Source organism: Nocardioides sp. zg-1230 (genome assembly GCF_013155335.1).
Taxonomy (GTDB): domain Bacteria; phylum Actinomycetota; class Actinomycetes; order Propionibacteriales; family Nocardioidaceae; genus Nocardioides.
In genome coordinates, this window is record NZ_JABJQZ010000001.1 from 517,847 (window position 1) to 531,781 (window position 13,935).

Here is a 13,935-nt window from a genome sequence, read left to right on the forward strand (position 1 = left end):
GCCCGTTTCTGAATCCAGTGATGCGCGTCGGGTATCTACCCCGTGAACGTCCTGGGACCGAGCCAGCGCGGGACGCTCGCGCAGTAAGTCGTGTAGGCCGCACCGAACTTCTCCGCGAGGGCGCGTTCCTCCGCGGCGACCTGGAAGCGGTCGATGACCGCCACGAACCCGACGATGGGCAGGACCCCGGTCCACGAGCCCCGACGCAGGGCGTTGGCGACGAGCACGCCCGCCATGCCGAGGTACATCGGGTTGCGGGTGCGGGAGTTGGGACCCGTGACGACGAGGGACGACGCCTTGGACGGGTCGAACGGCTCGACCGTCGTGCGCACGGCCCGGAAGCGGCTGGCCGCCCCGCCCGCAATCGCGACCGAGGCCGTCGCGACGGCGACGGCAGCGGGGCGTCGGAGACCCGACGCGGGGGACGCGCCCCGGGACATCCCCTGCTGCGCGGCTGCGGCGACGAGCGCGAGGAACGGCGGCGGTGGACGCTTCACCCGACCACGGTGCCACGACATCGGGGCCGCTGCCCAGAGGGTCGGCGACCGGCGCTGTCGTAGCGTGCGCGTGTGACCCCGGACGTGCTCCTGATCGGTGCCGGCGACCTCGGCGCCGCGGTCGGCCTGCGGCTGGCCGACCTCGGTCACGACGTGCTCGCCCTGCGCCGCAACGCGTCACTGGTGGAGGCGCCGCTCACCGGCCGGTCCGTCGACCTGACGCGCGAGGCGCCCGACCTGGACGACGTACGTCCCCGTCTCGTCGTGGTCGCGCTGACCGCGCGGCCTCGGACGGAGGAGTCCTACCGGGCGACGTACGTCGACGGGATGGCGCGGGCGCTCGATGCGCTGGTCGAGCCGCCCGAGCGGGCCGTGCTCGTCTCGTCGACCGCGGTGCACGGCAGCCGCGACCTCCCGGAGCTCGAGGACGAGACGATGCCCCCGGCGCCCGCGGACGGGCCGGGCCGTCAGCTGGTCGCGGCGGAGGAGGCCTTCCACGACCGCATCCCGCACGGGAGCGTGCTGCGCCTGTCGGGGCTGTACGGCGGCGCCAGCACGCGGCTGCTCGACCAGGTGCGCGAAGGTCGGATCGACGACCCGCACCGCTGGACCAACCGCATCCACCGCACCGACGCGGCAGCGGCGGTCGTGCACCTGCTGACGATGCCGGCTGCGCCGGAGCGGCTCTACCTCGGCACCGATGACGACCCCGCCCAGCTCGGTGACGTGGCGGCGTACCTCGCCGTCCGGCTCGGCGCCCCTGCTCCCCCGCCCGCCGACCCGGCGCAGGGTCACGGCAAGCGCCTCTCCAACGCACGGCTGCGTTCCACGGGCTGGGCGCCGGCGTACCCGTCCTACCGCGAGGGCTACGCGGCCGTCGGTGGATGATCCCCGATCAGGGTGATGGGCCGGGCGGGCCGGGGGCGCACACTGCAGGCATGGCCGTCATGCCCTCGGAGGCTCAGCCCGCGGCCGCCGGGGAGCGGCGCCGTCCCGGCCTCGCCCTGCTGGTCGCCCTGCTCGCGACGGTGCCCTTCGTCGTCGGACTCGCGCTGCCCTACTACGTCAACGGCATCCACGACCGGCCCGCCGGCGAGACGGTCTACGCCTACGACCTGTACTCGATGTGGCCGTACGACACCGCGCTCGGCGGTGTTCTCAGCTTCGTGGTCGTGGTCGGGGTGCCGACGGCGCCGTTCGTCGCCGGCGGGGTGGCGATGTGGTCGGTGTTCATGGCGTGGACCTGGCGACGCACCCTGACCGTCAGGCAGTTCGTCCTCTACGCCGCCGCGGCCGCGCTGGGGATCGCGACGATCGCCTGGCTGGCCACGCCGCTGGCGAACGAGCTCCTCATGTGGTTCTGGGACTGAGCCTCGACCCTCACATGCTGACCGGGTTGCCGCCGGTGACGGCGATGACCTCACCGGTGATGTAGCTGGACTCCGGCGAGGCGAGGAACACGAAGGCTGTCGCGACCTCGGCCGGCTGCCCGGCGCGGCCGAGCGGCGTGTCCTCGCCGAAGGACGCGATCTTGTCGTCGGGCATGGTGGCCGGGATGAGAGGCGTCCAGATGGGGCCGGGCGCGACTGCGTTGACGCGGACGCCCTGCTCGGCCACCGCCCTCGCCAGCCCCCGCGTGAAGTTCACGATCGCCGCCTTGGTCGCGGCGTAGTCGAGCAGCGCGGGCGAGGGCTGCGACGACTGGATGGAGGAGGTGTTGATGATCGACGACCCCGCCTTCATGTGCGGGAGCGCCATCCGGCACAGCCAGAACATCGCGTAGACGTTGGTCCTCATCACCCGGTCGAGCTGCTCGGTCGTGATGTCGGCGATCCCGCCCGGCTGGGCCATCTGGTAGGCCGCGTTGTTGACGAGGACGTCGATGCGGCCGAGCTCGTCGACCGCCTTGTCGACCAGCGCCTGGCAGGCCGACTCCTCGACGAGGTCCGTGGGCACCAGCACGGCCCGACGGCCGGCTGCCTCGACGATCCGGGCGGTCTCGCGGGCGTCGTCGTCCTCCCCCTCGAGGTAGGCGATCACCACGTCGGCACCCTCGCGCGCGAACGCCAGCGCGACGGCGCGGCCGATGCCGGAGTCGCCGCCGGTGATGACCGCGACCTGGTCGCGCAGCCGGTCGTGGCCGACGTACGTCTCCTCGCCGTGGTCGGGCTTCTCCCCCATCTCGCTGGTGACGGAGTCCTCGTCGCCGGGCTTCGGCAGGCGCTCACCCTCGGTGTCGGGCTGGTCGTGCACCTCGGTGGGGTCCTGTCGCGTCTGCTCGGCCTGGCCGTCGTTGCTCATCGTCGTCCTTCGTCATGGAGTTGCGGGTCCACCTCGCCGTACCCGCCGCCGGACGGACGATGCGGCCCACCGCCCTCAGGTGGGTGGCAGGTGTCGGAGGGCCGACGTACGGTGCGTGGACCCTGTCGATCGCTCGGCTCGCCGGGCGCAACTGAAGTGGAGAACGCATGTCTGCACGACGTTGGACGGCCGTCCTGACCGGACTGGCCCTTCCTCTCGGGATCGTCGCCATGACCACCTCGTCACCCGCGACCGCCATCCCCACCGAGTCCCACTGCGGCACCGAGGCCTCCGGCTCGGGCAACAACGGGTTCGTCGACCACGCCCAGCTCAGCCGCACCCTCGAGGGCATCGAGCGCTCGACCAAGGGCGTCGTCGACGTCGAGGTCGTGGGCGAGAGCAACCAGGGCCGGGAGATCTACACCGCCCGCGTGGGCGAGGGCGACACCGTCGTCTTCGTCGAGTCCCAGATCCACGGCAACGAGAACCACGGCACCGAGGCGCTCCTCGACCTGCTCCGCCGCTGGGGCGGGTCGACCAAGGAGGCCCAGGCCCTCCGCGAGGAGGTCACCATCGTCGCCATCCCGCGGCTCAACGTCGACGGCGGCGAGCGCGACACCCGCCAGAACGAGATGACCTGGGCCGACGTGGTCGCCGCCTTCCCGCAGCTCGCGGGCGTCGCACCGGCGTGGAACTACAACACCCGCGTCGGTGGGTTCGACGTCAACCGCGACTTCAACCCCGACCTCGGCTACGTCCCGCAGCCCGGTGACTTCCCGGGCAACAGCGCCGACACCGGCTGGTACATCACGCCCGAGGCGCAGACGGTCCGCGACGTCTACCGCGGCCTCGAGTCCGAGTTCGGCACGGTCGACTACTTCATCGACCTGCACAACCAGTGGTCCTGCTACGCCACCGAGGACCTCGAGAGCATGTCCCCGCTGTCGATCTCGGCGAAGTTCATCGACGACCCGAGCGAGTTCGGCACCTGGCCGAAGTTCGACATGGAGGCCTCGAAGCGGGCCAACGTCGCGGTCTACGAGGCGCTCCAGGACTACGGCCAGTCCGGCTACGGCGACCTCACGCTCTACCCGCAGGACACCAACCTGCCGGGCACCGCGCTCGGCTCGTTCGCCCTGCGTGGCAGCGCAGTCGTGCTCTTCGAGACGTCGAGCCAGACGCAGTACGACGGCATGAAGCGCAACGGCATGCTGCGCAAGCAGATCGAGATCGGGCTCGGCGGCCTGGTCGACTCCGTCGCCGACGGCTCGATCGACTCGCTCGACGCGTCGGTCTACGACACCATCCCGCAGCGGGTCTTCCTGCCCGAGGACTGATCGGGGCGGGCGTGGAGGATCCGGGTCACCCCGTGGCTCGGGTCCTCCACGGTCAGCGCGGCGTTCAGCCGGTCGCCATCAGCCGGGTCAGGGCCTCGAGGCCGGGCCCGGTGCTCGCCGCCAGGCGCTCGCGGACGCGGCCGAGCTCCTCGGAGGCGGCGTACGCCGGTGGGATCCGCGCGGGGTTGACCGCGACGGTGTCGGCCCAGGCGGCGATGTCGGGCTCGGCGCCGAGTGCCATCGAGGCCCGGGTGCCGCGGACGTTCATGTCGGCCCACTGCACCAGCGAGTTGCCGAAGCGCGAGGGCGGGCACAGCCGGTTCTTCTCCGCGTCGTCGTGGCGGGTGGCCTCGACGTAGCCGGTGACTGCGGCCGCGAAGCACGGGAAGCCCGCGCGTACGGGCTGGAGAGTGATGTCCTCCGGGCGCCACACCGGCACGAGCGGCGGGTTCTTCAGTCCGTCGGCGGCGCAGTGCACGACGACGGCGTCGTCCGCGACCCGGACGGTCGTGCCGTCGGCCATCTCGAGGCGGCCCCGCTCGACGTGCCGCACGTGCCCGTGACGTACGACGTCGCCGATCGAGCGCAGCAGGTCGAGCTCCCACCCGCCCAGCGTCGGGGCCTTCGCCATGGTCGGCGTGACCGACCGGTCGATGCGCAGCATCACGCCGGCGTCCTCGAGCCGCAGGAACAGCTCGTCGAGGGACGCCGAGGCCGCCGCCTCCTCGAAGGTCGTGGCCGGCACCCCGAGGAAGACCGTCGGATCGGGCTGGATGAGCGCCCGGTTGAGCATCCACGGCTCGCGGGGCCGCACCCAGCAGATCGCGTCCGGGTCGACGCCCTGCTGCAGCAGCCACACGCAGGCGTCGGTCGCGGTCTTGCCCGAGCCCACGACGACGTACTGGCTCGGCGCCTCCTCGAGCCGCACCAGGTCATTGACCGCCACCGCGTGCGCGTCGTCGGCGACCGAGAAGGGGGCCGACGACTCGGCCGGGATCGTGGGCGAGAGGTAGTGGGAGTTGACGACGCGGCACGTCGACGGCACCTCCCAGGTCTGGCCTGAGATGCGCGAGACGACCCTGCGCCCGACGACCTCGCACCCGGTGAACACCTCGACCCGACCCGTGCCGCGCAGCCGCTCGAGCGCGTGCGCGTAGTAGTCGACGATCTCCGGCTGCGAGGCCCGCGCGTGCAGGCCCGCCTCGGGGCCCGCCTGCTGGACCTGGCCCCCGAGCACCGTCGAGGCGACCCCGTAGAACGAGGAGGCCTGGTGCAGCCGGACGAACGGGTAGTCCTCGAGCCAGTGGCCGCCCGCGCTGTGGCGCCGGTCGACGATCGCGACGCGCGCGTCGGAGTGGTCGACCAGCGCGTCGGTGAAACCCATGCCCATCGCGCCGGCACCCACCACCAGGTAGTCGACCTCCAGTGTGCGAGTCATGACAGACACGCTGGCACACGTCGGGGCGTCCGCGTCACCCCGCCGTCACACGCGCCCGCCAGACTGGCGCCGTGCAGATCACCCGCGCCGACTTCGGCGACCCGCGCCTGGCGGCGTTCCTGCAGGCCCACCTCGACGACATGGAGCCGACCGCGCCGCCGGAGAGCCGGCACGCGCTCGACCTGTTCGCGCTGCAGGCCGACGGCGTACGACTCTGGGTGGGCGTCGACGACGACAGCATCCTCGGCACGGTCGCGTTGGCGCCGGTGGAGGAGGGGCACGAGGAGCTGAAGAGCATGCGGACCGACCCGCTCGTGCGGGGCACCGGCGTGGCGTCCCGCCTGCTGGCCCACGCGCTCGACGACGCCCGTGCACGCGGGGTGTCGCACGTGTCGCTGGAGACGGGGAGCATGGCGTTCTTCGAGCCCGCCCGCCGGTTCTACGCGCGGGCCGGCTTCGTGCCGTGCCCACCGTTCGGGTCCTACGTCGAGGACCCGCTCAGCACCTTCATGACGCTGTCGACGGCTCCGCGCTGACGTCGTACGCCGGCAGCCTGAGGGTGGCGGTCGTCCCGCGCCCGCGCTCGGAGTCGATGTCGATCGTGCCGCCGTGGCGCGCGACGATCCGGGCGACGATGGCCAGGCCCAGGCCGGTGCCGGGGCGAGAGAGGGCAGCCGGGTTGGTGGAGCGGAAGTACTCGCGGAACAGCTGCTCCTGGTCGGCCGGGGAGATGCCGATGCCCGTGTCGGTGACCGTCGCGACGATCGTGTCGCCCTCGGTGCCGATGCGGACCGTCACCCGGCCACCGGGGTCGGTGTACTTGATCGCGTTGGAGGCGAGGTTGGTGAGCAGACGGTGCAGCTCCTCCGGGTCGCCGGGCACGAGCACCGGCTCGTCGGGCAGGTCCACCTCGCAGGTGACGTCGCCCGCCGACGCCCCGGCGTGGCACTCGTCGTAGACGTCGTGCACCACCCGGCGCAGGTCGACCGCGATCGGGTCGAACTCGCGGTGCGGGTCGGAGACCTGCGCCATCGTGAGCATGTCGTCGATGACCGCACGCATCCGCGTGGCACCGCGCGTCGCGGCCGCCACCGACCGGCGCGCGTCCTCGTCGAGGCGGTCGGTGTCGAGCAGCTCGAGGTTGGCGCTGATCGAGAAGAGCGGGTTGCGCAGCTCGTGGCCCATCGTGTTGACCACCTCGACGCGATAGCTGTCGAGCCGGCGCAGCCGGTCGGCGATGGCCCGCTCGAGCTCGAGCTGGCGCGCCTTGCCTACGGCCAGGCCGAGGTCGCGGCCGATGTCGCGCGCCGCGTCGATCTCGATGTCGGTCCAGCGGCGGGCGGCGGAGACGCGCGTCAGGACCAGGAAGCCCACGCACTCCGGGCCGACCCCGAGCGGGACGAAGAGCACCGAGCCCAGGCCGATCCGTTCGAGGAAGCCCAGCAGCCGCTCCGCGTCGCCGCGGGCCAGGCTGGGCTGGTCGAGGCTGTCGCGGGAGAACGGGGCGACGTACTGGTCGGTCCAGTAGCGGTGCGCCAGGCGCACGACCACGTCGTCGATCTCGCTGAACGGCGGCTCGTCATAGGCGTCACCCATGGCGTACGACGTCGTGGTGGAGCCGGTGCCGTCGGGGTTGAACGCCGTCAGCCACATGCCGACGGCGTCGAAGCAGGACACGACCGCCGACCGGCACGCCTCCAGCACCAGCTCGAGCGTCGGCTCGCCGAGGGCCTGGCGCACGATCGCGCGGGCCTCCGTGGCCATCCGCACCTGCTCGCTCAGCTCCTCGCGCTCAAGCGCGAGGAGGACGAGGGTGCGCGCGAGTCCGGCGTAGCGCGTCAGCACCTCCATCTTCTGCGGCGACGGCAGGCGTCCGTCGTCGGGGATGTCGACCGACAGGAGGCCGCGCAACCGGCCCTGGTCGTCGTGCACCGGGGCGGCGAGGAGGTCGAGCGGGTGCCAGGCGTCGTCGCCCTCGAGCGGCGTGACGTCGGGGATGTGGCTGTAGGCGAGTGCCTCCTCGCTGGCCCGGTCGTGCGGCACGAAGCGCCACACGCCCCACTCGTCGGCGCCGGCGAGCTCGTTCTCGATCGACGCGGCCGGGACCAGGGTGCCGACGAATCCGTCCTCGACGCCCGCGGCGGCGACGACCTCGAAATGGCCGTCGCGACGCAACGTCAGCGACGACTGCTCGAAACCGGCGAGGGTGGCGACGCCCTCGACCAGGACCTGGAGGTGCTGGCGCGTCTGCTCGTCGGCCCAGGGGGTGTCGGCATAGCGCCTCACCCTGACCGTCTCGTCGTGCATCCAACCTCCTGCGTCGCGTCGCCTCCCGCGGCACCACGACCCTAAGCCTCAGAGCCTGACGGGCGCAGGGAATCCTTGACGCTACTGGTCAGTCGCGGGTGGCGGTCACGACGTCGAGCACGCGTCGTACGACGGGGGTGACCGCCTCGCGCGACCAGATGGCGTGCAGCTCGACCGGCCGGTCCGGGTCGGCGTCGACCCGCGTGTCGCCGCCGTGGTGGGCGAGCTCCTTGAAGACCACGCCGTCCACGTGCAGCGAGGCCGCCGAGGCCGGCGCCAGCGTGACGCCGCGCTCGGCCGACACCAGCAGCATCGCGGTGAGCACCTGGTGCACCCGCTGGTCGATGCGGGGGTGGGCGTTGGCGAAGAAGCGCACCGACAGCTCGTGGAAGTAGCGCGACTGGTCGGGGTTGTAGCCGATGACCGTCTCCCCCTCGAAGTCGTCGGAGGTCAGCGGGCGGTCGGTGGCCGCGAGCGGGTGGGCCGCCGGGACGACGGCCATGAAGGGCTCGCGCAGCACGACCCGCGAGCGCAGCAGGGAGGTGTCGAACGGCGGACGGGCCAGGCCGATGTCGAGCTCCCCGCGCCGGATGCCGTCCACCTGCGCGTTGGTGACCCGTTCGGAGAGGACCACCTCCACGTCGGGCAGCTCGGCGGTGAGGCGCCGGAGCAGCGGGCCGAGGATGGAGATCGCCGACACGGCGGTGAAGCCGAGGCGTACGACGCCGGCGGCGCCCGCGTCGACCCGCCGGGCGAGGTCGCCCGCGCCCTCGACGAGGTTGAGCAACCGGTACGCCTCGTCGAGGAAGGCCACCCCGGCACCGGTCAGCTCGACGCGCCGGTTGTCGCGCTCGAGGAGACGCGCGCCGACGGACTTCTCCAGCTTCTGGATCTGGCGCGACAGCGGCGGCTGGGTCATCTGGAGGCGCTCCGCGGCCCGACCGAAGTGCAGCTCCTCGGCCACGGCGACGAAGGAACGGACCTGGTCCAGCGTGATCACGGCCCGAGGGTACGATGCACGAGATGGATCAGTCCATGCCGAATTGGGCTTGGACCGGCATCAACGCGCAAACCTAGTGTCGGTGGTCACATCCCGAACAAGGAGCACCTCCATGCGCAAGCAGACCCTCAGCCTGGCGGCGGTCGCCGCCGGCGCTGCCCTTGCCCTGTCCGCCTGTGGCGGCGTCCAGACGACGGCCGGTAGCGGCAGCGACAGCGGCGACTACCCCTCGGGCGCGGTCAACATGCCCGTGGGCGCGGACCCCGGCGGCTCCTCCGACCTCATCAGCCGCCAGATCTCGGCCGGCCTGTCCGACGAGCTCGGCGGCTCGTTCCCCGTCATCAACCGCTCGGGCGCCAACGGCGCGCTCGCCGCGGCCGAGGTGGCCAAAGCCGAGCCGGACGGGTCGACCATCTCGGTGCAGAACGCCTCGCTCTTCGCGATCACGCCGCTGGCCGTCCCCGAGGACCAGGTCACCAGCATCGACGACTTCGACGTCGTCCAGGGCGTCTCCCGCGACGACTACGTCCTCGTCGCGAGCAAGGGCTCGGGCTTCGACTCGATCGAGTCCTTCGCCGACGCGGACGGCAAGATCACCTATGGCACCACCGGTGTCGGCACCGGCGCCCAGCTCGCCTGCGCGCTGACCTTCAACGTCAACGACACCCCTGCCGAGGCGATCCCCTTCGACGGCGGCGCCCCCGCCCTCACCGCGCTGCTCGGCGACCAGGTCGACACCGCCTGCCTGCAGGTCGGCGAGGCCATCGAGAACATCCGCTCCGGCAAGATCGTCCCCATCGTGGTCTTCGGCCCCGAGCGCGTCGAGTTCCTCCCCGACGTGCCGACCGCGGCGGAGTCCGGCCTCGACGTCGAGGTCGCCCAGTACCGCTTCATGACCGTCCCGAAGGGCACGCCGCAGGACGTCCAGGACGCGATCGCCGAGGCCATGCAGGCCACCTTCGAGACCTCGGAGTACCAGGACTTCAACGAGCAGAACAACCTCACCCCGATGGAGATCTCGGGTGACGAGGTCGTCGCCCAGCTCGAGGAGGACACGCAGCGCTACGCCGACCTCGTCGACGAGTACGGCATCGACCTCGGCGACGCCAGCTGATCCCGGGCCGGTCCCGGGCTGGTCCCGGATCCGCCCGGGACCGGCCCGCACCACCCCCACCGAGGGCCCCCGCCCTCACCGCACGGAGACGAGACCCACCATGAGCGAGACCCAGCCCCGTCCGGCTCCCGGAGCCGCCCAGGACGTCGAGCCGGACGTCGAGCCGGAGCGCGACATCCTCGCCGAGATCCAGGCCGAGGTCGCCCAGGACCTCGCCGACGAGCGACCGCCCGCGGGCGGGCCGGCGTACCAGGTGGTCTCGGCGGCGTTCGTGCTGCTGATCGGCCTCGCCGGCGCCTGGCTCTCCTACGGCTACGGGCTGGGGTCGCTCCGGCGACCCGGACCCGGGCTGTGGCCGTTCCTCGTCTCGCTCCTGGTCGTCGTGCTCGCCGTGGTGCTGCTGGTCGTGGGCCGCCACCTCGACGACACGGAGAAGTTCACCCGGTCGAGCCTGCTCGTCGCCGTCGGCGCCGCGACCTTCGTCGCCCTCGGATTCCTGCTGCCCGTCATCGGCTTCGAGATCCCCGCGGTCCTGCTCGGCATCGTCTGGCTCCGCTTCCTCGGGGGCGAGTCCTGGCGCAGCACGATCGTCATCTCCGTCCTCACGACCGCGGCGTTCTACGGGCTGTTCCTCTACGCCCTGTCGGTCCCCCTGCCCCACCTGATCGCCTTCTGAGCCCGAGAGGACTGACCCATGGACCTCAGCGCCTTCCTCGACGGCTTCGGCGTCGTCACCCAGCCCGGCAACCTGCTCTACTGCCTGATCGGCGTCGTCGTCGGCATGCTCATCGGCGTGCTCCCGGGCCTCGGCCCGGCCGCCACGATGGCCATCCTGCTGCCGGTCGTCTACAGCGCCCACGACCCGGTCGCGGCGATCATCATGCTCGCCGGCATCTACTACGGAGCCCAGTACGGCGGCACGATCACGTCGGTGCTGCTGCGCATCCCCGGTGAGGCCAGCTCAGTGGTCACCGTCTTCGACGGCTTCGCGCTCGCCAAGCAGGGGAAGGCCGGCACCGCGCTCGGCATCGCCGCGATCGGCTCCTTCATCGGGGCGACCATCTCCATCATCGGCCTGACGCTGCTCGGGCCCGTCGTGGCCGAGTTCGCGCTCGACTTCGGCCCGCCGGAGTACGCCGCCCTGGCGCTGCTCGGCGTGCTGCTGGTCGCCACCATCGGCAACGGCAACACCGTCAAGGCCCTCGCCGCAGCAGCGGTCGGCCTGCTCCTCGCCACGGTCGGCAGCGACAGCTTCACCAGCGCTGACCGCTTCACCTTCGGCAGCCTCAACCTCGAGGACGGCATCGACTTCGTCGTGGTCGCGATGGGCCTGTTCGGCGTCGGCGAGATCCTCTACAACCTCGAGGAGCGCCACGGGAAGCCGCACGTCCCGGCCGCCATCGCCAACATCTGGCCCTCGCGCAAGGACCTCAAGGAGGCCGGCCCCGCCATCGGCCGCGGCTCGGTCATCGGCTTCGTCCTCGGCGTGCTGCCCGGTGGTGGCGCGGTGATGGCCTCCCTCGCGGCGTACGCCGCCGAGAAGCGCGTCGCGAAGAAGCCCGAGCGCTTCGGCCGCGGCGCCATCGAGGGCGTCGCCGGCCCCGAGTCGGCCAACAACGCCGCCGCCACGTCGTCGTTCATCCCGCTGCTGACGATCGGCATCCCGGCCAACGCGTCGATGGCGATGCTCTACGCCGCGCTCCTGGTCGTCGGCGTGACGCCCGGCCCGCAGCTCATCGACGAGCGACCCGACCTCTTCTGGGGCGTCGTCAACTCGATGTACATCGGCAACCTGATCCTGCTGCTGCTGAGCATCCCGCTCGTCGGGGTCTTCGTGAAGATCCTCCGCGTGCGGCCCGCGATCCTCGCGCCGATCACCGCGCTCATCACGATCCTGGGCGTCTACACGATCCGCAACTCGGTCTTCGATATCTTCCTGATGATCTTCTTCGGCGTCGTCGGCTACCTGATGAAGAAGACCGGCTTCGAGCCCGGCCCGATGGTCCTGGCCTTCGTGCTCGGGTCGCTCATCGAGTCGAGCTTCCGCCGGTCGATGCTGATCTTCGAGGGCGACGCGACCGGCTTCGTGACCCGCCCGATCTCCGGCACCATCCTCGCCTTCGTCGTCGTGGTCATCGCGTTCCCGCTGATCAAGAAGGCCTTCCGCCGCAGCACCCCCGCCACCGACACCGCCACTGACACCGAGACCGTCCAGCGAGAGGACTCCCTGCGATGACCAGCCCATCGACCATCGTGATCGGCTACGTCCCCACCCCCGTCGGCGAGGCCGCACTCGAGGCCGGGCTCGCGGAGGCGAAGGCCCACGGCGACGACGTCGTGGTCCTCAACAGTCCGCGCCGCCGCTCCACCGTCGACGGCGAGTTCATCGACGAGGCCGCGGCCGACGAGCTCGTCGCCCGCGCCGCCGCGGCGGGGGTGACCGCCCGGGTCGACCAGTCCGACCACGGCGACGACATCGTCGAGACCTTCACCAAGGTCGCCGAGGCTGCGTCCGCCCGCCTGGTCGTGATCGGCCTGCGCCGCCGCTCCCCCGTCGGCAAGCTCGTCACCGGCAGCGACGCCCAGCGCCTGCTCCTCGACCTCGACGTGCCGATCCTGGCCGTCAAGCCTCCCCGGTGACCAGGAGATCTTGAGGTGAGCAGCAGCCGCATCTCCCGCGTCGTCGTCACCCCGGTCGCCTTCGAGGACCCGCCGCTGCTCAACGTCGTCGGCGTCCACCAGCCCTACGCCCTCCGGGCGATCGTCGAGCTGCACACCGACTCCGGCCTGCTCGGCCTCGGTGAGACGTACGCCGACGAAGCGCACCTGGCGCGGCTCGACGCCGTCGCCACCGCGCTGCCCGGCCACGACCCGTACGACCTCCACGGCCTGCGCCGGCTCGTCACCGACGTGCTCGGCCGGGAGACCGGCGGGGGTGGTGCGTCGTTCGGCGGCATGCTCGACGTCGACTCCGCCGTCGACACCGTCTACTCCCCCTTCGAGGTCGCCTGCCTCGACCTGCAGGGGCACGAGGCCGGCGTACCGGTCAGCGACCTGCTCGGCGGTGCCGTCCGCGAGTCGGTGCCGTTCAGCGGCTACCTCTTCTACAAGTGGGCCGGTCACCCCGGGTTCGCGGACGACGCGTGGGGCGAGGCCCTCACCCCCGACCAGCTCGTCGCGCAGGCACACCGGATGGTGGACGGCTGGGGGTTCGGCTCGCTCAAGCTCAAGGGCGGTGTCTTCGCCCCCGAGGAGGAGTGCGAGGCCATCGAGGCGCTGCGCGAGGCCTTCCCGACGATGCCGCTGCGGCTCGACCCCAACGGCGCCTGGACCCCCGAAACCTCGGTGAAGGTGGCCTCGCGGCTGGCCGGTGTCGTCGAGTACCTCGAGGACCCCACCCCCGGCATCCCCGGCATGGCGCAGGTCGCGGCGGGCACCGACGTACCTCTCGCGACCAACATGTGCGTGATCGCGATGGAGCACCTGCCGCCGGCGATCGCCCAGGACGCCGTGCAGGTCGTGCTGTCCGACCACCACCTGTGGGGCGGGCTGAAGAAGTCCGCGCTGCTCGGCGGTATCACCGAGGTCTGGGGCATGGGGCTGTCGATGCACAGCAACTCCCACCTCGGCGTCTCCCTCGCCGCGATGGTCCACCTCGCCGCTGCGACGCCCAACCTCACCTACGCGTGCGACACCCACTACCCCTGGAAGACGCAGGACGTGGTCGCCGACGGCGTGCTGTCGTTCGTCGACGGTTCCGTCGCCGTGCCGACGGGCTCGGGACTCGGGGTCTCGCTCGACCGCGACCGGCTCGGCGAGCTGCACGAACTCTACCTCTCCTGCGGCGTGCGCCGCCGCGAGGACACCGTCTACATGCGCTCGATCCAGCCGGACTTCGCGGTCAACACCTCCCGCTGGTGACCGGGCACTTCCTCGCGCTG

14 protein-coding genes are annotated in these 13,935 nt (G+C 71.8%); 9 read left to right on the forward strand and 5 right to left on the reverse strand.

The window, feature by feature from the left end; genetic code table 11:
- Positions 1 to 35: 35 nt before the first annotated feature.
- Positions 36 to 497, reverse strand: coding sequence for an isoprenylcysteine carboxylmethyltransferase family protein (locus HOO61_RS02535; RefSeq protein ID WP_216658521.1), 462 nt, complete (start codon positions 495 to 497; stop codon positions 36 to 38).
- Between the two features lie 72 nt (positions 498 to 569).
- On the opposite strand from HOO61_RS02535, the gene HOO61_RS02540 reads away from it, so the two are divergent.
- On the forward strand, positions 570 to 1,385 hold the full coding sequence (locus HOO61_RS02540; protein WP_216658522.1) for an NAD-dependent epimerase/dehydratase family protein: 816 nt from the start codon (positions 570 to 572) through the stop codon (positions 1,383 to 1,385).
- Between the two features lie 50 nt (positions 1,386 to 1,435).
- The gene (locus HOO61_RS02545; protein WP_172256625.1) at positions 1,436 to 1,867 is read left to right on the forward strand and encodes a hypothetical protein; all 432 of its coding nucleotides are present in this window, start codon (positions 1,436 to 1,438) and stop codon (positions 1,865 to 1,867) included.
- Positions 1,868 to 1,877: 10 nt separating this feature from the next.
- On the opposite strand, the gene HOO61_RS02550 is transcribed toward HOO61_RS02545, so the two are convergent.
- Positions 1,878 to 2,798 carry an SDR family oxidoreductase gene (locus tag HOO61_RS02550; RefSeq protein WP_172256627.1) on the reverse strand — a complete coding sequence of 307 codons (921 nt, stop codon included), beginning with the start codon at positions 2,796 to 2,798 and terminating at the stop codon, positions 1,878 to 1,880.
- A gap of 167 nt (positions 2,799 to 2,965) precedes the next feature.
- Here HOO61_RS02550 and HOO61_RS02555 point away from each other — a divergent pair, with 167 nt between their 5' ends.
- Entirely contained in the window at positions 2,966 to 4,135 is a 1,170-nt protein-coding gene (locus tag HOO61_RS02555) for a M14 family zinc carboxypeptidase (protein WP_216658523.1), read from the forward strand.
- Positions 4,136 to 4,199: 64 nt separating this feature from the next.
- Here the strand turns inward: HOO61_RS02555 and HOO61_RS02560 are convergent, their stop codons facing one another.
- On the reverse strand, positions 4,200 to 5,573 hold the full coding sequence (locus HOO61_RS02560; RefSeq protein ID WP_172256629.1) for a pyridine nucleotide-disulfide oxidoreductase: 1,374 nt from the start codon (positions 5,571 to 5,573) through the stop codon (positions 4,200 to 4,202).
- A gap of 71 nt (positions 5,574 to 5,644) precedes the next feature.
- Between HOO61_RS02560 and HOO61_RS02565 the strand changes: the two genes are divergently transcribed.
- Positions 5,645 to 6,109: a GNAT family N-acetyltransferase gene (locus HOO61_RS02565; RefSeq protein WP_216658524.1), complete on the forward strand. Its 465-nt coding sequence runs from the start codon at positions 5,645 to 5,647 to the stop codon at positions 6,107 to 6,109.
- Here the strand turns inward: HOO61_RS02565 and HOO61_RS02570 are convergent.
- Entirely contained in the window at positions 6,081 to 7,880 is a 1,800-nt protein-coding gene (locus HOO61_RS02570) for a cell wall metabolism sensor histidine kinase WalK (RefSeq protein ID WP_172256631.1), read from the reverse strand. The two genes, HOO61_RS02565 and HOO61_RS02570, sit on opposite strands and share 29 nt — an antisense overlap.
- 88 nt (positions 7,881 to 7,968) lie before the next feature.
- Positions 7,969 to 8,880: a LysR family transcriptional regulator gene (locus HOO61_RS02575; protein ID WP_172256633.1), complete on the reverse strand. Its 912-nt coding sequence runs from the start codon at positions 8,878 to 8,880 to the stop codon at positions 7,969 to 7,971.
- Positions 8,881 to 8,992: 112 nt separating this feature from the next.
- Here HOO61_RS02575 and HOO61_RS02580 point away from each other — a divergent pair, with 112 nt between their 5' ends.
- The 5 genes from HOO61_RS02580 (at position 8,993) to HOO61_RS02600 (ending at position 13,915) form a co-directional block, all read left to right on the forward strand.
- Complete coding sequence (locus HOO61_RS02580) at positions 8,993 to 9,994, forward strand: tripartite tricarboxylate transporter substrate binding protein (protein WP_172256635.1); 1,002 nt, start codon at positions 8,993 to 8,995, stop codon at positions 9,992 to 9,994.
- 100 nt (positions 9,995 to 10,094) lie between these two features.
- Positions 10,095 to 10,670 carry a tripartite tricarboxylate transporter TctB family protein gene (locus HOO61_RS02585; protein WP_172256637.1) on the forward strand — a complete coding sequence of 192 codons (576 nt, stop codon included), beginning with the start codon at positions 10,095 to 10,097 and terminating at the stop codon, positions 10,668 to 10,670.
- 18 nt (positions 10,671 to 10,688) lie between these two features.
- Positions 10,689 to 12,230 (forward strand): tripartite tricarboxylate transporter permease, encoded by a 1,542-nt coding sequence (locus tag HOO61_RS02590; RefSeq protein WP_172256639.1) that lies wholly within the window; start codon positions 10,689 to 10,691, stop codon positions 12,228 to 12,230.
- On the forward strand, positions 12,227 to 12,634 hold the full coding sequence (locus HOO61_RS02595; protein ID WP_172256641.1) for a universal stress protein: 408 nt from the start codon (positions 12,227 to 12,229) through the stop codon (positions 12,632 to 12,634). The genes HOO61_RS02590 and HOO61_RS02595 overlap by 4 nt, the downstream gene beginning before the upstream one ends.
- Before the next feature lie 15 nt (positions 12,635 to 12,649).
- Positions 12,650 to 13,915: a glucarate dehydratase gene (locus HOO61_RS02600; protein ID WP_172256643.1), complete on the forward strand. Its 1,266-nt coding sequence runs from the start codon at positions 12,650 to 12,652 to the stop codon at positions 13,913 to 13,915.
- Positions 13,916 to 13,935 lie beyond the last annotated feature (20 nt).

Excerpts from the sequence above, each read along its gene's own strand:
- HOO61_RS02545 (WP_172256625.1), top strand. The coding sequence starts at position 1,436 with ATGGCCGTCATGCCCTCGGAGGCTCAGCCCGCGGCCGCCGGGGAGCGG.
- HOO61_RS02550 (WP_172256627.1), bottom strand. The coding sequence starts at position 2,798 with ATGAGCAACGACGGCCAGGCCGAGCAGACGCGACAGGACCCCACCGAG.
- HOO61_RS02555 (WP_216658523.1), top strand. The coding sequence starts at position 2,966 with ATGTCTGCACGACGTTGGACGGCCGTCCTGACCGGACTGGCCCTTCCT.
- HOO61_RS02560 (WP_172256629.1), bottom strand. The coding sequence starts at position 5,573 with ATGACTCGCACACTGGAGGTCGACTACCTGGTGGTGGGTGCCGGCGCG.
- HOO61_RS02570 (WP_172256631.1), bottom strand. The coding sequence starts at position 7,880 with ATGCACGACGAGACGGTCAGGGTGAGGCGCTATGCCGACACCCCCTGG.
- HOO61_RS02580 (WP_172256635.1), top strand. The coding sequence starts at position 8,993 with ATGCGCAAGCAGACCCTCAGCCTGGCGGCGGTCGCCGCCGGCGCTGCC.
- HOO61_RS02585 (WP_172256637.1), top strand. The coding sequence starts at position 10,095 with ATGAGCGAGACCCAGCCCCGTCCGGCTCCCGGAGCCGCCCAGGACGTC.
- HOO61_RS02590 (WP_172256639.1), top strand. The coding sequence starts at position 10,689 with ATGGACCTCAGCGCCTTCCTCGACGGCTTCGGCGTCGTCACCCAGCCC.
- HOO61_RS02595 (WP_172256641.1), top strand. The coding sequence starts at position 12,227 with ATGACCAGCCCATCGACCATCGTGATCGGCTACGTCCCCACCCCCGTC.